Source organism: Streptomyces sp. DH24 (assembly GCF_029813775.1).
Taxonomy (GTDB): domain Bacteria; phylum Actinomycetota; class Actinomycetes; order Streptomycetales; family Streptomycetaceae; genus Streptomyces.
In genome coordinates this window covers 1-18,048 of record NZ_JARVKW010000071.1, presented here as the reverse complement: position 1 = coordinate 18,048, position 18,048 = coordinate 1, and the positions used below count along the sequence as shown (strand labels likewise).

The window sequence follows — 18,048 nt, the reverse complement described above, 5'->3', positions numbered from 1 at the left end:
TCGCCCACCAGGACGGACTCCAGCAGGCGCTTGGCCAGCTGCTGCAGCAGCCCGCCCCCACCAATCAAATACAAACCCTCAACCCAGGCACACCCCACCAACCCGCCAATCAACCACCCCCCCCCCCCACAACAAAAAAACACACCAAACACCCCACAACCCCAACAAAAAGCATGGGGAGAGCCATGAAGACCTCTTGGGGTTCTATTACGCCGTAATGGAACCCCAAGAGGTTCGGGCAGTGGGGGTGAGGGGTTGGTTACTGGGTGGGGTCGGGGGTGGGGGGAGATTGGTGTTTTTGGTGGTCGTTGAGGATGGCCAGCATTTTTTCGAATTCTGGAGGGCTCATCTTTCGGATCAGGTGCATGGCGATGAAGACGCCGTCGTCGTACGGGAGTCTTGGCAGGGGCTGGGGTTTGGTCTTCGGGGTGTTGGCGGTGCGTGGTTCTGGGACGGCTTCCGTGCGTGGGGGGGCTTGGTGTTCGGGAGGGGTGCGGTCGGTCGGGGGGGTCGGCTTCTGTGTCTCCCCTATTACGTCGTAATAGGGGTCTGGCGCGGAGGGCTGCTCGGCAGGGGGTTGCTTCTTGTGCTTGCCGGCCTGTTGTTCGGCTGTCTTGCGGGCTCGTGCCGTCTTCAGTTCTTCGAGGGCCGCTGCCTGTTGTGCGTGGGGCTTGCTGCCGACTGCGCGGAGGAGGTCGATGGGCTCCTGGCCGATGCGGGCCTGGAGTTCGGGTGTGAGGTTGAGCAGGGCGAGGCGTTGGGAGACCCAGCCTTGTGAGCGGTGGAGTCGCTTGGCCAGGGCGGTCTGGCTGCCGTGGATGGCCAGGAGGCGTTGCAGCGCGCGGGCTTCGTCGAGTTCGTCGAGGTCCTGGCGGTGGATGTTGGCGACGAGAGCCGATTCGAGGAGTTCTTCGGAGTTGGCTCCCTGGTCGTCGCTGACCATCACCTTGATGGTGGTGAGGCCGGCTTCGCGGGCGGCCGCGAGGCGGCTGCTGCCGTCGATGACGACGTGGGTGGTGTCGGGTTCGAGGTCGGCTTCGCGTTCGGGGTTGGCCTTGATGTAGGCGTCGCGGTTCATGACCGTGATCGCCTGCTTCTGGCCGTGGGTCTTGAGGCTTCCTGCCAGGTCGGTGAGGTCACCGAGGCTGGAGCGGGGGTTGTCGGGGTTGAGGCTGATGCGGTGCGGGGGGAGTTCCGTGGGCGGTGCGATGCCGTCGGTGGGGACTCCGGTGGCGGCGGCGACGGCTTGCCTGCGTGCGCTCACGGGGCGCACCGCTCCCCCGAAACGGCCGGTGCCCAGCTGGTCGGCCTTGCTCATGCGATCTCCCTGGCCAGTGCGCGCATGCCGATCGCTTGCTGCGATTTGGGGGCGTACGACAACAGAGGCTGCTTCACGCGGACTGCTTCCTTCTGTTCCTTGAGGTCGCCGATAAGGCCGACGACGCGTGGGTCCTTTATGTCGACCCACCCCTGTAGTGAGGAGGTGGCGATGAATCCGCGGCGGGAGTCGTAGAGGTTGACGACGATGCCGAGGTAGTCGATGTCGACCTGGAGGTCGCTGCGCAGGTCGTCGATCTGGGTGGTGAGGAGTTCGTAGGCGTCGGCGGAGCTGTCCTCGGCCTGGACGACGATGAGGGCTCCGGACTGGCCGGGCTTTTCGCCGTCGCGGCGTCGGCCGTAGTAGGCGGCGGCGTCCATGCTGAGGCCGAGGCTGGGCGGGCAGTCGACCAGGATGACGTCGTAGTCGGGTTCCAGCGGTGCCAGGGCGCGTTCCAGTGCGGCTTCTCGTGCGCGTACGGCGGACAGGCGTACGTCGAGGAGGAAGGCGTCGTTGCAGGCGGGCAGGAGGTGGAGGCGGCCGCCGAAGGTGGCGTCGTCGATGGAGACGATGAGGTCGCGGAGGTCGCCCTTGGGGTCGCCTGCCATGTGGTTGGTGAGGCTGTCGCCGTTGAGCGGTAGGGGTGCGGCGCCGAGCTGGTTGGTGAGGTGGCACTGGGGGTCGAAGTCGACCAGGAGGACGCGCAGTCCGAGGCCGGGGAGGTTTTCGACATCGAGGGGGTCGGTGGTCGCCTCGCTGTCGGGGTGGGTGTCGCTGGCGCGCAGGGCCTTGGCGAGTGCTTTGGCGACCTGCACGGAGTGGAGGGTGTTGGGGTCTTCGGAGAGTGCTTCGCCGAGGCCGGCGGTGATGGCTGTCTTGCCGACGCCGCCCTTCTGGTTGCAGACGATGATGCGGCGGGTGACTTCGGGGCGTTCGATGTCCGGTGCGGGGTTGGAGTCGAGCCAGAGTTGGACGGACTGGGCCAGGCCCTGGATGAGGGAGACGCGGCGGTCGGTGGCGACCTGGCGGAACTCTTCCCACTGGCCGGGGGGCAGGAAGGTGGAGAAGGAGTCGGCGCCGGAGGTGTCGACGGTTGCTGTGGTGGAGGCCAGGCCGCACCAGTCCCTGATGCCCTGTTCGACGGCGGCCTGGATCTCGATGCCGTGTTGAGCGGCTCTGATCTTGAGGTTCTGCCGGAGCCATCCCGGCAGCTTGGAGACGACCTTCTCGCGGTCGCTGGAGGTGGCTGGCGCGTTCATGGGGGACACCTTACTAACGTCCTTGATCCTTTGGGACGGCGACACGTTAGCTAGCCGGTTCTTGTTGGGGCGTCAGAGTGGCTGTCGGGCTATTACGCCGTAATAGCCGGGCTGTGGGTGCGGGGGAGGAGCGGTCCATTACGGCGTAATAGTGAGGCCGTGGGCGGCCGGGAGGGGTGGGCTATTACGGCGTAATAGGTGGCCTGGGAGCGGAGCGGTCGGGGAGGTCTTGCCCAGGGCGCGAGGTGCCGTCGTCGTCCGAGGTGTGGTCGCCCTCGTTGCGCAGCAGCGTCATGAGGTCCGCCGCCAACTCCGTAGTTGTGAGTGCAGTTCTGTGTGTAGTTCCTGATCACGTCTGAGGAGGGTGAGCGCTGTCGGAGCTGCTCGACGCGGTCGATGCTCTGCTCGCGCGGTCCGAGGTCATGCCGCCGCCGGACGTTCGTGCGCGGCTGCGGAAGGCGGACGGTCTGACGCAGGAAGACGTCGCCGCTGTCTTCGGGGTGACCCGGGTGGCCTTTCAACGCCTTCCCTACGGGACGACCTTCTTGCGCAGCCAGCACCGGCCGATTGACGAATCCGGGCACATCCGATTCCGGTCGGCCAAGAACGCGCGGGCGTTGGTCGGGAAGGACGCCGTCTACGAGTCGTTCGGCCGGCTTCTGGAGGCCGGTCATCTGCGCCGCCGGCCGCTGCCTCACCCGACCCTGCCCAGCCGCACGGGGCCGGCCGCTGAAGAAGACCAGCGGCGAGACTTCGTGGACCAAGTGCCTGCCGGGGTGGGTCGAGGACCTGCGCGGATACGCGTCGGTGCAGCCCGCCCCGCGCACAGCGCCTGTCGGGGGAGCGGGGCCCGCGTCGTCGGGTTCGCTCGTGGAGCCTGTGACGCATGCGACCAGTACGGCTGGCTCCTGGACGACGACAGCAACCCGCTGCGCCGCTGCACACATCTCGGCATCCCGGCGTCTCCCGCAGCAACGTGAGGGCGCTCCGGCGAGTTCCCTGACCCGACCCCTGAACCAGCCGACCGTTTCCGTGGATGCCGAACGCGCGGTGCTGGGCGCCTGCCTGATGGCGACTCCGCCGTACGACCCGGTGGCCGATGCCGTGCGGATCCTGTGGGACGGCGACCTGTACGAGTTCGCGCACGAGATGGTGTGGTCGGCGGTGGTGCGCCTGCACGGGGCCAGCCGTCCCCGTACCTCGCCGCGGACGGCGCGGGTGCCTGCGACGGCAGTTACGGCCGGTTCGGTGACGACTTGACGCTCGCCTGCACGGGCTGGCGACGTCGGTGCCGCCTGCCGCGGTCTCAGGGCTGGCCGACCTTCACGGGCTGCCGCTGTTGCTGGACTGCGCCACCCGCGCTGCCGCCAGCGCCTCGCGGCGAAGGCCGCTTCCCACGTCCCGGGGACCAGCAGCCGCACGCCGCGACCTGATGCACGCGACACGTACGCGTTTGGTACGCGAAATGTACGCTGTGCGTACGCTTTTGGCGATAGGGTGGGCGCTCGGGAGGTTCTCCATGTCCAAGCTGTTCGAAGCGGTCGACGCGCTCGTCGCGTCCGCGTCCCCGTTGCCGCCGCCCCCGGAGCGCAAGCGGCTGCGTCTGGCGCACGGTCTGACGCTGGACCAGGTGGCCGGCGCGCTGAACGTACGCCGGGCCACCGTCAGCGGCTGGGAGGCCGGGCGGACCGAGCCGAGGCCTCCGGAGCGGGAGGCGTACGCGCGGCTGCTGAACAAGCTCGCGGAGCTCTACCCCGCACCGCCCGAAACTGCCCCCGGTCCTGAGCCCGAGCCTGCTCAGGGGGCCGCCTCCGCCACCCCTCCCGCCGCCGCCACGACGTCCGGGCAGGGCGCCGCTGTGGCGGCCAAGGAGCCTACGGGGGCGGCTTCCGCGCCCTCGGCCAGGACGGCACCGCCACGTCGGCCTGCGGGGAAGCCTGCCGTGAAGCCCGCGGCGAAGAAGGCCGCGCCGAAGCCCCGGTCCGGGGCCGTCGCCGGTACCGGAGCCGATGCCGACCCGCGTTTCGAGAACGGGCCGCTCGCGGTCGTCGACGTGGCGGACGGCGAGGTCGTCGCGTACTGCGTCGGCGGGCTGGTGCTGGACGTGCCGGCGAGGACGCTGCCGTCCCTCGTCGACTGGACACTGTCGGAGGCGAAGCTCGGCGCGCCCCGGCTGAACTTCCACGGTAAGGACGCCGACCCGCTGGTCGTGCTGACCGAGGCCGCGTGCGAGCGTTACGGGCTTCCCGCGCAGCTGACGCAGGAGGAACGTATCGCCGGGCGGATTCCCGAAGGCCACAAGGTGGTCAAGCAGTTGGCGCGGGCCGACTGGAAGCTGACCAAGCGGGGCTTCGGGCCCTGGGCGCGGATCTACCGTCCCGCGCAGGGCTCCCAGCGGGCGTGCGTGCAGCTGTGCATCCCGTCCTGGGGCGCCCTCGACCCCCGGCACTGGGGCGGCACCGCGCGGCTGCATCCGGCGGACCTGGCCCGGCTGCTGGGCACGTACGCGACGCGGGTGATGACGCCGCGCGGGTCCACCGCGGTGACCGGGCTGGAGCTGATGACGGCCCTGCACCCGCCCACCCGGGCCGGAGAGCCGGATGCGACGGGCAGGCGCCACAGCGAGCACAATCCGGGCTCACTGGGCACCCAGCCGGTCGACTGCGCGCCGTGCGAGGCTCCCGACGGGCACCCGCTGCTGGCGGACCTGCCGCGCTTTCACCAGCGCACCCCCGCCGAGGTTCTGGTGGAGGAGGCCTACGACTGGGCGCGGCCGCTCACGGACGACGAATGCCTCCTGCCTCATGTGGTGGGCATCGACGTGAACATGGCCTTCGCGGCGGCCGCCAACGGCACGGTCGTCGGGCTGGGCGCGCCCGTGCACGTCAAGGCGCCGGCGTTCGACCCGAAGCTGCCCGGCTCGTGGCTGGTCGACCTGTCCCACGTGGATCTCTCCCGGGTCCTGGTCGGCAAGGAGCCCGTACGGCTCGCGGGGGAGATGCTGCCCAGCCCGTTCACGCCGCAGGGGGAGCGTCCCGAGGGGCCTGCCTGGTACGCGACGCCGACCGTCGCGTACGCGGTGGAGCTCGGGTACGACGTCGCGCCGATCGAGGCGTATGTCCGGCCGGACAACGGCCGTTATCTGGACGCCTGGTACACGCGGCTGCGGGACGCCTACGTCGCCACCATGGCCGAGCTGGGGGTCACTGCCGATCTGTCGCCCGAGGAGTTCCTGACGGCCATGGAGGGGCACCGGCAGCGGGACCCGCACCTCGCGGTCGTGCTGTCGGCCATCAAGGCGACGGTCAAGGGCGGCATCGGCAAGCTGCGCGAGCGCCCGCGCGGGGGCGGCTGGCGGCCGGGTCAGCCGTGGCCGGCCCTGGCCCGGCCGACCTGGCGTCCCGACATCCGGGCTGCCGTGATCTCCAAGGCGCGTGTCAACATGCACCGCAAGATGCTCAAGCACGCCGCCTTCACGGGGCAGTATCCGGTCGCGGTTCTCTCGGACTGCGCCGTGTACGCCTCCGGTGGTCCCAGCCCGCTGGACTTCCTGCCCTACCGGGACGGCAAGCCGCTGCCTGGGGGCTTCCGTCTGGGTGTCTCGCCGGGGATGGTCAAGCACGAGGGCACGCAGAGCACTCTGTGGGCGGAGGGCGTCCGTGAGGAGCACGGTCCCGAGCTGAACCTGGCCAGGTACATCAAGGACGGTCAGGTCACCACCAAGGACGACGGGGAGTAGGCCGCGATGGGCATGTTCGGCGACAGCCTGGACAAGGCGGTGCAGCAGGCGTTCACACGCCCGATTCCGAAGTCGGCCGGGGCGCAGATGCGTTACCTGGTCAAGCAGCTCAAGGGCACAAGGGCCGTCGCCCAGATGCTGCGCGTGTCCCAGCGGACCGTCGAGCGGTACGTCAAGGACCAGATCAAAAGGCCCCGCAGGGACCTCGCGGAGCGCCTGGAGGCCGAGGTGACCAGGCGGTGGCAGCCGCAGGTCCGGGCACGGGCACGGCAGGCCGCGGCCACCACCAACGGCATCGTCATCGACACCCGCGCCCGGTTCGGCTACACCGCCGCGCCCGGCACCACCGACGACGCCCGCCTGCGCCACCTCACCGTGGCTCTGCCGCCGCACTACGCCGCTCGGCTCTTCGAGGCGCGGGAACAGGGCGCGGGGGAGCGGCAGTTGCGGGAGATCGCCGCCGAGGGCCTGCAGGAGACGTACTTCAAGGACGGCGGCCGCCGTGCCGCGGGGCTCCAGGTCGAGTACACGGACCTGGAGCACGTCGAGTTCGGTCTGTAGGCCTCAGCGGGGCGGCACCAGGGGCCGGCAGGGCGCAGCGCAGGGCCAGGGACCGGAGGGCAGGGTCTGGCGTTGTTCGGTCCCTGGGCTTCAGTCCCTGCCAAAAGTGCAGGTCAGAGGGGTTCTGGGGGTCCAGACAGGGACTGAAGGGACTCAACTTCCCAGTTATAAGACATTAGCGCGTGTGCGTATGCGCGCGCGTACATATTGTCAGCCTTATATATATAGCTAGCTCATAATTGCGACTTTGAGTCCCTTCAGTCCCTTGCGGAGGGCTCATATGCCGTCTGACCTGCGAAAACATGCAGGGACTGAAGCGAGGGACCCAAGGGACGGATCAGGGGTTTGGTCCCTCGCTTCGGTCCCGGTCCCTGTTTTTGGGTCTCTGGCGGGGCCTCTCAGTCGAGTTCGGCTCGGGAGAGACTCAAGGGACGGTAGGGACCGAGGGACTGATGAACCGCCACGCGGGGAAGCTGCTGCCCCTGTGTCGGACCCGGGTCCTAGACTCTCTTCCGAAATACAGTCCCTACAGTCCCTCCCGGCAGAAGGACAGACACTTGCCCGGCCCTGGTGTGACGAGAGAGTCCGCAGCCCCAGCGCGGTCTGCCACGCCCCATGCCGTGGCCCGCTGGTGCGCGGAGCAGGGCTGGCCGGTCCATCCCCTCGCGCCGGGCCGCAAGACCCCCGTCGCCAACTGCCCCGATTGCAGGGACCAGCAGCACCAGCCCGCGGGCTGCGCCTGCCTGCCCGCCGGCCGCCCGTGCCACGGGTTCCACGCCGCGACCACCGACGTCGCGCGGATCGACAGCTGGTGGTCGCACACCCCCGCACGGGGCGTCGGCATCGCCTGCGGGGGAGCGGACCTGATCGTGATCGACATCGACGCGCACTCCGCGCCGGTCCCCGACCGCAACCGTCTGCTTCCCGGTATCCCCATCCACGACTCCGTGAACCTGCGGGGGCTTGCGTCCGGCTTCGACACCCTCGCGCTCCTCGCCGCGCTGCGCGGGCAGCCCAGCCCGGCCGACGACACCGGCACCCTGCGCGTGCGCACCCCCTCAGGGGGCCTGCACGTCTGGTACCGCAACCCGCACCCGGCGACCCGGTTCCGCTGCTCGACCGGGTCCAGCCCCAAGGTCGCGCTGGCGTGGCAGGTCGACGTACGCGCCGACGGCGGCTACATCGTGGCCCCCACCACCCGCACCGCCCAGGGGGCCTACCGGCCGGAAGGCGCGGCGCGGTTGCCCGCGCTCCTGCCGGAATGGCTCGGTGAGGAACTCGTGCGCACCGGTCACCTGATCCAGCCGCCGCCCGTCCGCTCCCGGCCCGCCGTTCCCCGCAGCCGCCGCTCCGGCCCGTCGTCCGCCGGCGGGCAGCGTGTCCTCGCGCCGCTGCTGGCCGACGTCGCCGAGTGCGCCGGTACGCCCGAGGGCGCGGCCTTCACCGAGAAGCTCAACAAGGCCGCCTACACGGCCGGAGGGCTCGCCGCGGCCGGGCACCTCGACGAGGAGACCGCACGCGCTCTGCTCCGCGAGGCCGCCGACACCGCGCGTCCCCGGCAGAGCGCCCGCAACGCACGCATCATCGACGACGCCCTCGCCGCAGGGTCCGCCCGCCCGCTCCACCTCAAAGGACGTTCATGAGCAGCGCCGAAACACCGCGCTTCGACGCCAGCGCCGCCGCTCAGCAGATGCTGGACCTCGACCAGGCGCAGCCCGGGCCGCCCGTTCTGCCCGCCCAGGCGCACGCTTCGCCGGTCGCCACGCCGTCCTGGGCGCAGTCGCCGCCGCTGCCGAGCACCCTGAGCGACCGCGGCAACGCCAAGCTGTTCGTCAGGCTCTACCGCGACCAGTTCCGCCACGTCGAAGGACTGGGCTGGTTCTCCTGGGACGGCTACCGCTGGAAGCGCACCGGCGGGGAGAAGGCTGCCCTGTGGGCGGCGGGCGAGATGGCCGAGGAGATGCCGGACAGCGACCCGCGGGGCGTGTTCAGCGACCGCGAGCTGCTCCGCCACAAGAAGCGCACCCTGTCCACGACCGGCATGAAGGCCCTCCTCACGCAGGCGAAGGCCTCACCGGACCTCTCCGTGGACCCCGACACCCTCGACGGCGACCCCTACGCGCTGTGCACCCCGGCCGGTGTCGTCGACCTCAACACCGGCCTGCTGCGCAAGCCGGACCCCACCAGGGACTTCCACTCCCGCGCCACCAGCGTCGCCCCGCAGCGCTGCGAGACGCCGCGCTGGCACCGCTTCCTGAGCGACACCTTCGGCGACGACGCCGAGGGCAAGGAAATGATCGACTTCCTGCACCTGCTGCTGGGGTACTCCATCACCGGCGACGTCGGAGCCCAGGTCCTGCCGTTCCTCCACGGCCACGGCAAGAACGGCAAGAGCGTCCTGCTCGACACCATGATTCAGATCCTGGGGGACTACGCGGACGCCGCCCCGCCCGGCTTCCTCATGGACCGCGGCGCCTTCTCCGAGCACTCCACCGAACTCACCGAACTGCACGGCCGCCGGCTCATCGTCTGCAGCGAGCTCAAGCCCAACGACAAGTTCGACGAGGCGCGCGTGCGGCTGCTGACCGGCGGCGACAAGATCAAGGCCCGCCGGATGCGGCAGGACTACTTCTCCTTCACGCCCACCCACCACCTGTGGCTGCTGGGCAACCACCGGCCCGAAGTCACCACCGGCGGCTTCGCGTTCTGGCGCCGCATCCGCCTGCTGCCCTTCGAGCGCACGGTCCCCGACCACCGCAAGATCGACAACCTGGCCTTCGAACTGGTCCGCGACGAAGGCCCCGGCATCCTGCAGTGGCTCATCGACGGCGCCCGCCGCTACCTGACCACCCGCGACAGCCTCGAAGGCCCCGACCGCGTCCGTATCGCGACCACCGCCTACGCCAACACCGAGGACCACATCGGCCGCTTCCTGACCGAGTGCTGCACCCGCGACGTCGAGGCGCAGCCCGACCTGCGCGTCGAACAGGGCCTGCTGTACACGGCGTACGCCGCCTGGTGCAGCGCCGGTGAAGGGATCCGTCCCGCCGGGGCCCGCGCGTTCGCCACCCGCGTCCGGCAGGAGGTCGGTCTCGCCTCACCCGCCGACATGATCAAATCCAACGGCCGCAAGTACTACCCCGGTCTCGCCCTGCTGGACACGCACTCATGAACCCACCGTCAGAACGTCACCCCGTACCGCCCCGCGGCCGCCGAAGCGCCGAGCGCACCCGGGCGCCTCTACACACTTGCGACCGCCCGGCCTACCATGAACCCGCGGCGCCAGGCCCCGCAGCGGACGGCACACGAGACCACGATGCGGACCGCCGTCCGGCCCGGCACACAGAGGAGGGGCAGCAGCCATGAGCTCGCTACTGACCGAGGGCGATCTCACCCACGAGGCACACGTGGTGTGGCTGGAAGACCCCGAGAACCTCGACTACGTCCGCCAGGCCCTCGACAAGACGCCCCGGCGCCGCAACAAGCCCCGCTACGCCAGGGACGGCCGCATGGTCGGCTACGCCGAACTCGACGACCACGCCGAGGCCGACCCCGACAGCGGCCTGTACCGCCGCCGGGTCTTCTTCCTGCTGCCGCACGACCGCGACACCCAGCCCGAGGGCCTCTACCAGGAGGGCGCGCCCGGCGAGGCCGTGGACCCCCGTACCGTCGACGTCCGGAAGGTCGGCGAGAAGACCCCGCGTTCACAGCGGGGCCCGGCCGCCGCGACCGGCACCCGGGTCTGACACCTCGGGATGCACCCGCGAGCGGGGCATCCAGCCCCACCACAGGGCGGCTTGAGGTGCCCTCGGCCGTCACGCCGCCGAACCGGACCGGCCTCAGTCGCTTTTCGGTCGCTGTGGCCGAACCCGTCGGCAGGGGCAGCGACCGGGGGACAGCTACGGAACGCGGCCTGAGCAGCTCCCCGCCCACGAGGAAAACCCGCAGGTCAAAGCGGGTTTGACGCTTCGGCAGCGACCTAAGCGACCCAACGTTTCGGTATATGAGGACATTGGCGTGCGCGCGCGTGCGTCATATATAGCGACCTTCAGTCGCTTCAGTCGCTGTTCCGGTCCTTCCGGGTGCTTTCACCTGCGCTGTTGCCGATCACCGGGGCACACTGCCCACCGGCCCCGGTCGCTGGCCCGTTTACCGCGTAAGTCGCTGCGTTCCCGCCCTGTGTCGAATGTTTGTTTCCCGTGAGCCACTGTGGTGCACTCAGGCTTCGCTACTCTGTGTCGGTCGCTCAGTCGCTTCAGTCGCTGGTGGGGGGTGCGCATGGCCTCTGAGCTGCGGGGCTCACTCGACTACTCAAGAAAGCTCGCGCCTGCCGCGCGTACGTCCTCAGGAGGCCGCTGATGACCTCCGACGACCAGGCCCTGTTCCGCTTCGACGCCGAGGCGGTCGCCGCGCAGATCCTCGCGCAGCCCGTCACCGTGCCCGCTCCCCGGCAGGCGCGCAGCGCGACCGAGGCCGCCGCCGACGGGCTCCTGCCGGACACGCTCAGCGACCGGGGCAACGCCAAGCTGTTCGTGAAGTTCTACTCCAACGACTACCGGCACGTGCCCGGACTCGGCTGGTTCCGGTGGGACAGCACCCGCTGGCAGATCGACGAGGACGAGACCGTGCTGTGGGCGGCCGGGGATCTGGCCGAGTCCATCGCCACCAGCGACCCGCGCGGCGTCCACAGCACCACCGCGCTGCAGCAGCACCGCCGGCGGGCACTGAGCACCAGCGGCATGAACGCGATGCTCACACAGGCGAAGTCCGCGCCCGGCATGGTCCTCAACGCCTCACAGCTGGACGCCGACCCCTACGCGCTGTGCACCCCGGGCGGCGTCGTCGACCTGCGCACCGGACTGCTCCACAGACCCGACCCGAACAAGGACTTCCACGCCCGCTCCACCACCGTGGCCCCGCAGGCGATGCCCACGCCCCGCTGGGACCGGTTCCTCACCGACACCTTCGGCGACGGACCCGAGGGCGCGCAGATGATCGAGTTCCTGCACCTGCTGCTGGGGTACTCCATCACCGGCGACGTCGGAGCCCAGGTCCTGCCGTTCCTGTTCGGCTCCGGCAAGAACGGCAAGTCGGTGCTCCTGGACGTGGTGATGAAGCTGGTCGGCGACTACGCGGACGCCGCGCCCCCCGGTTTCCTGATGGCCCGCCCCTACGAGGGCCACCCCACCGATCTCGCCGAACTGCACGGCCGCCGCGTCATCGTGTGCAACGAGGTCAAGCCCGGCGACCGCTTCGACGAGGCCCGGGTGAAGCTGCTGACCGGCGGCGACCGGATCAAGGCCCGCCGGATGCGGCAGGACTTCTTCAGCTTCCAGCCCACGCACAAGCTCTGGCTGCTGGGCAACCACCGGCCCGAAGTGGGCACCGGCGGCTTCGCGTTCTGGCGCCGCATGCGGCTCATCCCGTTCGAGCGGGTCGTCCCCGACGACCACAAGATCGACAACCTGGCGGACATCCTCGTCAACGAAGAGGGCCCCGGCATCCTCAACTGGCTCATCACGGGCGCACGCCGCTACCTGGCGGGGGAGAAGGACCTCACCGGACCCGAGCGCGTACGGATCGCCACGAACGCCTACGCCGAGACCGAGGACTACACCGGGCGGTTCCTGAGCGAGTGCTGCCGGATGGAGCCCGGTTCGAGAGCGGAACAGGCCCGGCTCTACGCGGCTTACAAGACGTGGTGTCAGAATGAAGGGGCCCCGGCCGTGTCGTCCCGGGCGTTCGCGGCACGTGTTCGCGAGGTGGTGGGGCTGGCGTCGCCCAAGGAGATGATCCTGTCCAACCAGCGCAAGTACTACCCGGGCATCGGACTGGTCGCCGACGAGGAGACAGCATGAGTGCCCTCATCGCAGAGGACGAAATCGTCCACGAGGTCGACTTCGTCTGGCTCGAGGACGTCAGCAAGCTGGACTACGTGCGCCAGAGCCTCGACCGGCTGCCGACCCGCCGCAGCCGGCCCGCCTACCACCGCGACGGCCGGATGGTCGGCTACGCGCTGCTCGGGCCCGAGGCCAAGCCGTCCCGCTCCTCGGGCACCTTCCGCCGCCGCGTCTTCTGGCTGCTTCCCCACGACCGCGACACCGACCCCGACGGCCTGTACGCCACGGGGGCGCCCGCGGAGGCCGTGGACCCGCGCACCCTCGCCCCGGGCGCCAAGGGCCGCAAGACACAGCGCTCCTGGGGCGGTCCGCCGTCCTCCGCGGTGCCGGAACTGGACATCACCCTGCCGTTGTGACCCGGGCGGGCGGCGGCAGGCGGCCCGTCACAGGCCCGTGCCGCCGGAGGCGTCGACGCACTGGCCCGTCACCCAGCGGGAGTCCTGCGAAGCGAGGAAGGCCACCACGTCCGCGATGTCGGCCGGGTGCCCCATCCTGCCGAACACCGAGTACGCGGCATGCTGCGCCTCGGCCTCGGGCGTCGCCCAGCGCTGCCGGTTCAGGTCCGTCCTGACGAAGCCCGGCGCCACGCAGTTCACCGTGATCTGCCGCGGGCCCAGCTCCTTGGCGAGCGTGCGGGTGAGGGCCTCCAGGGCTCCCTTGGCCATGGAGTAGGCGAGCGAGGACGGCAGGGCGACACGCGTCGCCGCGGAACTGATGTTGATGACGCGGCCGCCGTCGCGCAGCCGCCGCAGCCCTTCCTGCACCAGGAACAGCGGCGCCCTGGCGTGGACGGCCATCAGCCGGTCGAAGTCCTGCGGCGTCACCTCGGCCACCCCGCCCCGGACATTGAAACCGGCGTTGTTGACCAGGATGTCCAGCGCCGCCGGCTCGCCCAGTTCCCCCAGGCCGGCGTCCAGCCGCTCGTAGACCGTCCGGACGTCGTCGGGCACACCGAGCGGCCCGTGCAGGGCAAAGGCGCGTCCCCCGTCGCCGGTGATCAGGTCCACGGTCTCGCGGGCCGAGGCCTCGTCGCTTCCGTAGTGCACGGCGACGAGCGCGCCGTCCGCCGCCAGCCGGCGGGCGATGGCCCGGCCGATGCCCCGCCCGGCGCCGGTGACCAGAGCCGTTCTGTCCTTCAACGTGCCCATCAGTACCCCCTGTTGTGAGCGTTGGCCGGCACCTTCCGCTGCGGCGCGGGCACAGTCTCCCCACGCGTGTTCCGCCGGGCCGGGTCGGCGATCCCCGGGACGAGGATATCGGTTGAAGAAACCGCACGCCCGGTTTAATGTCATGTTGGTAAGGCCGCCGCGACCGGGGGAGTGGGCGCGGGGCCGTTGTCCTGCCCATCAGGCGCCGCGCGCCTCGGTTGCGCGGCTCGACGTTAGGCGGTTCTGTGATGGCCTTGCGGCATCTGCGTCTGATCGCGGTCAACATCGACGGGGTACTGCTCAACGACACCTTCAGCCCGGTCATCCACCGGTTCGTGGTGCGTCGCGGCGGCGTCTACACCGCCGAGCTGGAGCGGGCGGTGCTGTCCCAGCCGCAGCTCCGGGCGGCGGCCGCGATGGGCGTGCCGGGGACGCCCGAGGAAGTGGTGGAGGCGTACTTCCGGGAGCGGAGCGCCTACCTCGTGGACCACCCCGTCCGCGTCATGGAGGGGGCCGGCGCCCTGCTCGCGCGTCTGCGCTCCACCGGCGCGCACATGGTGTGTTACGGCGGGCTCGGGCGCGGCCACTTCGAGCGTCATCTCGGCCCCTACCAGGCGTACTTCGACGGGCCGGGCTATGTGTGCACCGACGCCTTCCGCCCCGGTGTCCGGGAGATCGCCGAGGACGTCTTCGGGGTCCGGACGGACCAGGCGCTGTTCATCGACGACGTGGCGCGGGTGGCCGAGGCCGCTCGGGAGCTGGGGGCGGCGTTCATCGGGCACCCGACCGCGTACGAGCACAGCTTCCAGCGGCAGCTGATGTACCGGGCCGGGGTGCGGCACCTGGTGGGCTCGCTCGGGGAGATCGACGAGCATCTGGTGCGGACCGTCGACGCCGAGGCCGCCGAGGGGCGTCTGTGGGGCGGCACGGCCGTGGCCGCCGCCTTCGGCGAGCCCGTCTGCGCGCTCGCCTGAAACGCCCGGACGGGCGCCGGACGGGCCAGAAACCTGCACAGCGGATGGTTTCTGGGTCCTGTCGCCCCGGGCGGCTCGATCGGGCTCGGCGGATGCCCGCACCGGGCCCTGGACATGCGGAAAACCCCGTAGAGTCGATCTGACCAGCACGGTTCTGCTTCGCAGCGAGAGGCCCGGCGCATTCCCGCCGGGCCGTCTCATGGGGCGAACACGGGAACAATGGGCAAACTCGGGTGCTGTCCTTTGCCAGCCTATAAGGATAAGGTACCTTCTGGACGGTTTGTTTTTGGGCTCCGCATGCACGGCTCCGGGCGTGCATGCGGGTGCGTTCAGGAGAGGGAGGTTCAGTGGCCCAGCAGGAACGTGCGGTCAGGACCCGTCGCGCAGTACTGGAGGCCGCTGCGGTTGTCTTCGCGGAGCACGGCTACACGGCGGCGACGGTCGCCGACATCCTCAAGACCGCCGGGGTGACCAAAGGTGCCCTCTACTTCCACTTCGACTCCAAGGAAGCGCTCGCCAAGGGCGTGCTGGAGGTCCAGACGGACCAGGCGCTGCCCGCGCAGGAGATCAAGCTCCAGGAGGTCGTGGACGTCGCCATGTCGGTGGCCCACCGACTGGTCCACGAACCCCTGCTGCGGGCCGGCGCCCGGCTCTCGGCGGACCCCATCGGCCGCAGGCACTACGGAAGCGCCTGGCCTTTGTGGGTCGACATGCTGACGGACATCCTCACCGAGGCCCATCAGCGCGGCGAGACCCTGGGGCACGTGGTGCCGCGCGAGGTCGCCGAGCTGGTGGTCAGCTCGTTCAACGGGGTTCAGCTCTACGCCCAGTTGGAGACCGGCCTCAACGACATCGAGCACCGGGCCTCCGTTCTGCTGAAGCATCTGCTGCCGTCCATCGCCTCGCCCGCGGTGCTGATGCGCCTGGACGTGGCGCCGGACCGGGGAGCCCGCATCATTCGCCAAGCGATCGAGGAAGCGGCGGCCGAACCGGCCCCCGAGCCGGCGTCCGAACCGACCCCGGTGCCCGCCTGAGGCACGCGAAAGCCGCCCTCCGCCTGCCTGAGTCGCTCCTCGACGGTGCACAGACATCGAGGTCACGCGGTTTCGGGCAGACGAAAAGCGACTGAAGCGACTCAAGTTCCCAGTTGAAGCGGCGCCCGCCGGAGCGGGGCGCCGCTTCGCTCTGCATGGCTTCACCCGACCATGGCTTCACCCGGCCATGGCTTCACCCGTTCACGGCGCGGCCGGTGCCACGGTGACGGCCGAAGTGAAGACGACGGTGCCGTCCTGCCGTCCGGTCACGAGCACGCGTTCCCTGCCCTGCGGGCACGGGGGAAGGGCGCACGCCTCGATCAGGCACGGGGCGTCGAGCTCCGCGTAGCGGGTGAACTCACTGGTGATGCCGACCGGCAGGCAGTCCCGCCCGAGGAAGGCGACGGTGGCCTGGCGGGCTGCCTCCAGCAGCACCATGCCCGGCACGTGATCGACGGGATGGTCGAAGAGCACCGGATGCCTGGTGTCCACCCTCAGCTGCCAGCGGTCGGATGCCGGCAGGGGGGACAGGACGACGTCGGTGGGCGAGAGGCGGCCGACGTTCTGCGGTGCCGTGGGGCTCGTCAGCGGGATCGGTGTGACACCGTCGTCACCGATCCGGGGCGCCCGAAGGCGCTGGTAGACAGCCGGTGAGGTGCAGGTGAAGGTGGCCCCGCCGGTCGCGGCCCGCTGCCCGTCGCGATGGATCACGGCGTCGAAGTGGAGCCCCGCGAGGTTCTTGCCGCGGCGCTTGATGTCCGAACAGGTGATCTCGATGACCACGGACGCCGGCGCCGCGCCGAGACGGAGCCGGCTGGGCGTGATGTCGACCGCCAGATCCCACATCAGGAACTTGTGGCCGAGCGGGACACCGAACTCGGCGTGTGCCAGAAGAAGACCCGCCTGGCGGATTGTTTCGGCCACCAGCAGCGGGTCGTGGTAGCCGTCGAGCGTGGCGAAAAAGCCGTGCAGGCGCGGCAATTGGGCGGTCACCGTGAAGTGTTCCTCGTCCAGGCGCTCCCAGTCGGTCAGCATCACCTCGGCGATGCTTGCGCGGTGGACGAACTCCTTCGGAACTGTGGTGGTCAGAGACGGGTAGCGAGGTGCTACGGCTCGTTGCGGGGCCCGGGTGTCGCTCTGCGTGTGCCGGGTGGCGAGTATCGCGCGTTCGACACGGAACGTGCTCGCAGACATGCTGTTCCCCCTGAGCGGCGTTGGCGTGTAGTTGCTGGTGGGTTTCTCAGGGCAGTGAAGATACATACCACCCGGTTTATTTTCTAGCGGTAGGAAGCACTCCGCCCGCACGATTTGTGGAATGGCGAATTCCGCATCGGTTCCGGTGGATCCCGCGAGAGGGTGCCGCCCTGGCCGCTGCCCGTTGGACCTCGGACGACGTGTGCGATTCGGCCGCCGTCGGGCCAGGTCATCTTCCGGTCCGAAACTGGTGCCGGGGCGGGACCCGTGCCGAGCCTCAAGCGATCCCTCAGTGCTTCTCGAGCGGCCTGATCGACTCTGGCCCAGAGTTTCGAGGAAGGCTGAGGAAGGCCGAGGAGGCCGAGGAAAGCCGAGGAAAGGGGACGGGCCGGATGGAGGGCGCAGAAGCCGTGCTCCGCGTGGAACGCGGTCAGGCCGGCGAGGAGGAACTGGCCGCTCTCACCGCGGTGTTGCTCGCCCTGCGGGCAGGCGGCCGGGCGGAACCCGAGCAGCCGCCGACAACGCTCGGATGGAGCTGGTGGAAGCGGCCGGAGCACTACGAGCCGCCCCGCAGCTGGCGATGAGCCGGCTGCCGCCCGGAACACCTTCCACCGCAGACGACGCGAACCGTGCAGGCGGTTTGACCAAGTTCTCCGTGGCACCGGGGCGGGATCTCCTCGGTCTCGTTCCAGAAAGGGACCAGAGATGGTGATGACGACTGCCCCGGCGGCGATCGGGACAGAGCCGACCGACATACGCGGTCACGTGGCGGAGTTGCACGCGATACGCGCCCAGGCACTGGCCGGGCCGAGTGAGAAGGCGACCGAGGCGCAGCATGCCAAGGGGAAGCTGACGGCTCGGGAGCGGATTGAGCTTCTTGTCGATCCGGGGTCTTTCCGTGAGGTCGAGCAGTTGCGGCGG

The 18,048-nt window shown here is 70.0% G+C and carries 16 protein-coding genes; 12 read left to right on the top strand and 4 right to left on the bottom strand.

What is annotated here, in order from left to right; all coding sequences use genetic code 11:
• Positions 1 to 259: 259 nt before the first annotated feature.
• Both QC282_RS31345 and QC282_RS31340 read right to left on the bottom strand, forming a co-directional pair.
• Entirely contained in the window at positions 260 to 1,318 is a 1,059-nt protein-coding gene (locus QC282_RS31345) for a ParB/RepB/Spo0J family partition protein (protein ID WP_279552982.1), read from the bottom strand.
• On the bottom strand, positions 1,315 to 2,577 hold the full coding sequence (locus tag QC282_RS31340) for a ParA family protein (RefSeq protein ID WP_279552981.1): 1,263 nt from the start codon (positions 2,575 to 2,577) through the stop codon (positions 1,315 to 1,317). The genes QC282_RS31345 and QC282_RS31340 overlap by 4 nt, the downstream gene beginning before the upstream one ends.
• A 1,032-nt stretch (positions 2,578 to 3,609) precedes the next feature.
• On the opposite strand from QC282_RS31340, the gene QC282_RS31335 reads away from it, so the two are divergent.
• From QC282_RS31335 to QC282_RS31300, 8 genes are all read left to right on the top strand, one after another.
• On the top strand, positions 3,610 to 3,837 hold the full coding sequence (locus QC282_RS31335) for a hypothetical protein (RefSeq protein ID WP_279552980.1): 228 nt from the start codon (positions 3,610 to 3,612) through the stop codon (positions 3,835 to 3,837).
• 259 nt (positions 3,838 to 4,096) lie between these two features.
• On the top strand, positions 4,097 to 6,316 hold the full coding sequence (locus QC282_RS31330) for a helix-turn-helix transcriptional regulator (RefSeq protein WP_279552979.1): 2,220 nt from the start codon (positions 4,097 to 4,099) through the stop codon (positions 6,314 to 6,316).
• 6 nt (positions 6,317 to 6,322) lie between these two features.
• Positions 6,323 to 6,877, top strand: coding sequence for an XRE family transcriptional regulator (locus QC282_RS31325; protein ID WP_279552978.1), 555 nt, complete (start codon positions 6,323 to 6,325; stop codon positions 6,875 to 6,877).
• 620 nt (positions 6,878 to 7,497) lie between these two features.
• Positions 7,498 to 8,520 carry a bifunctional DNA primase/polymerase gene (locus tag QC282_RS31320; RefSeq protein WP_279552977.1) on the top strand — a complete coding sequence of 341 codons (1,023 nt, stop codon included), beginning with the start codon at positions 7,498 to 7,500 and terminating at the stop codon, positions 8,518 to 8,520.
• Positions 8,517 to 10,049 carry a phage/plasmid primase, P4 family gene (locus tag QC282_RS31315; RefSeq protein ID WP_279552976.1) on the top strand — a complete coding sequence of 511 codons (1,533 nt, stop codon included), beginning with the start codon at positions 8,517 to 8,519 and terminating at the stop codon, positions 10,047 to 10,049. The genes QC282_RS31320 and QC282_RS31315 overlap by 4 nt, the downstream gene beginning before the upstream one ends.
• Positions 10,050 to 10,239: 190 nt before the next feature.
• Complete coding sequence (locus QC282_RS31310; protein ID WP_279552975.1) at positions 10,240 to 10,623, top strand: DUF6009 family protein; 384 nt, start codon at positions 10,240 to 10,242, stop codon at positions 10,621 to 10,623.
• Positions 10,624 to 11,235: 612 nt separating this feature from the next.
• Positions 11,236 to 12,735 carry a phage/plasmid primase, P4 family gene (locus QC282_RS31305; RefSeq protein WP_279552974.1) on the top strand — a complete coding sequence of 500 codons (1,500 nt, stop codon included), beginning with the start codon at positions 11,236 to 11,238 and terminating at the stop codon, positions 12,733 to 12,735.
• Positions 12,732 to 13,133, top strand: coding sequence for a DUF6009 family protein (locus QC282_RS31300; RefSeq protein WP_279552973.1), 402 nt, complete (start codon positions 12,732 to 12,734; stop codon positions 13,131 to 13,133). Before QC282_RS31305 ends, QC282_RS31300 begins: the two co-directional genes overlap by 4 nt.
• 27 nt (positions 13,134 to 13,160) lie before the next feature.
• On the opposite strand, the gene QC282_RS31295 is transcribed toward QC282_RS31300, so the two are convergent.
• Entirely contained in the window at positions 13,161 to 13,925 is a 765-nt protein-coding gene (locus QC282_RS31295; protein WP_279552972.1) for an SDR family oxidoreductase, read from the bottom strand.
• Positions 13,926 to 14,179: 254 nt separating this feature from the next.
• Between QC282_RS31295 and QC282_RS31290 the strand changes: the two genes are divergently transcribed.
• Complete coding sequence (locus QC282_RS31290; RefSeq protein ID WP_279552971.1) at positions 14,180 to 14,899, top strand: HAD family phosphatase; 720 nt, start codon at positions 14,180 to 14,182, stop codon at positions 14,897 to 14,899.
• 347 nt (positions 14,900 to 15,246) lie between these two features.
• Positions 15,247 to 15,933 (top strand): ScbR family autoregulator-binding transcription factor, encoded by a 687-nt coding sequence (locus QC282_RS31285; protein WP_279552970.1) that lies wholly within the window; start codon positions 15,247 to 15,249, stop codon positions 15,931 to 15,933.
• A gap of 201 nt (positions 15,934 to 16,134) precedes the next feature.
• On the opposite strand, the gene QC282_RS31280 is transcribed toward QC282_RS31285, so the two are convergent.
• Positions 16,135 to 17,127 carry a ScbA/BarX family gamma-butyrolactone biosynthesis protein gene (locus QC282_RS31280; protein ID WP_279552969.1) on the bottom strand — a complete coding sequence of 331 codons (993 nt, stop codon included), beginning with the start codon at positions 17,125 to 17,127 and terminating at the stop codon, positions 16,135 to 16,137.
• 392 nt (positions 17,128 to 17,519) lie between these two features.
• Here QC282_RS31280 and QC282_RS31275 point away from each other — a divergent pair, with 392 nt between their 5' ends.
• Both QC282_RS31275 and QC282_RS31270 read left to right on the top strand, forming a co-directional pair.
• Complete coding sequence (locus QC282_RS31275; RefSeq protein ID WP_279552968.1) at positions 17,520 to 17,711, top strand: acyl-CoA carboxylase epsilon subunit; 192 nt, start codon at positions 17,520 to 17,522, stop codon at positions 17,709 to 17,711.
• Positions 17,712 to 17,832: 121 nt separating this feature from the next.
• A partial coding sequence (locus tag QC282_RS31270; RefSeq protein ID WP_279552967.1) for a carboxyl transferase domain-containing protein occupies positions 17,833 to 18,048 on the top strand: 216 nt, incomplete at its 3' end.

Excerpts from the sequence above, each read along its gene's own strand:
- QC282_RS31345 (WP_279552982.1), bottom strand. The coding sequence starts at position 1,318 with ATGAGCAAGGCCGACCAGCTGGGCACCGGCCGTTTCGGGGGAGCGGTG.
- QC282_RS31340 (WP_279552981.1), bottom strand. The coding sequence starts at position 2,577 with ATGAACGCGCCAGCCACCTCCAGCGACCGCGAGAAGGTCGTCTCCAAG.
- QC282_RS31330 (WP_279552979.1), top strand. The coding sequence starts at position 4,097 with ATGTCCAAGCTGTTCGAAGCGGTCGACGCGCTCGTCGCGTCCGCGTCC.
- QC282_RS31325 (WP_279552978.1), top strand. The coding sequence starts at position 6,323 with ATGGGCATGTTCGGCGACAGCCTGGACAAGGCGGTGCAGCAGGCGTTC.
- QC282_RS31315 (WP_279552976.1), top strand. The coding sequence starts at position 8,517 with ATGAGCAGCGCCGAAACACCGCGCTTCGACGCCAGCGCCGCCGCTCAG.
- QC282_RS31310 (WP_279552975.1), top strand. The coding sequence starts at position 10,240 with ATGAGCTCGCTACTGACCGAGGGCGATCTCACCCACGAGGCACACGTG.
- QC282_RS31305 (WP_279552974.1), top strand. The coding sequence starts at position 11,236 with ATGACCTCCGACGACCAGGCCCTGTTCCGCTTCGACGCCGAGGCGGTC.
- QC282_RS31300 (WP_279552973.1), top strand. The coding sequence starts at position 12,732 with ATGAGTGCCCTCATCGCAGAGGACGAAATCGTCCACGAGGTCGACTTC.
- QC282_RS31295 (WP_279552972.1), bottom strand. The coding sequence starts at position 13,925 with ATGGGCACGTTGAAGGACAGAACGGCTCTGGTCACCGGCGCCGGGCGG.
- QC282_RS31280 (WP_279552969.1), bottom strand. The coding sequence starts at position 17,127 with ATGTCTGCGAGCACGTTCCGTGTCGAACGCGCGATACTCGCCACCCGG.
- QC282_RS31275 (WP_279552968.1), top strand. The coding sequence starts at position 17,520 with ATGGAGGGCGCAGAAGCCGTGCTCCGCGTGGAACGCGGTCAGGCCGGC.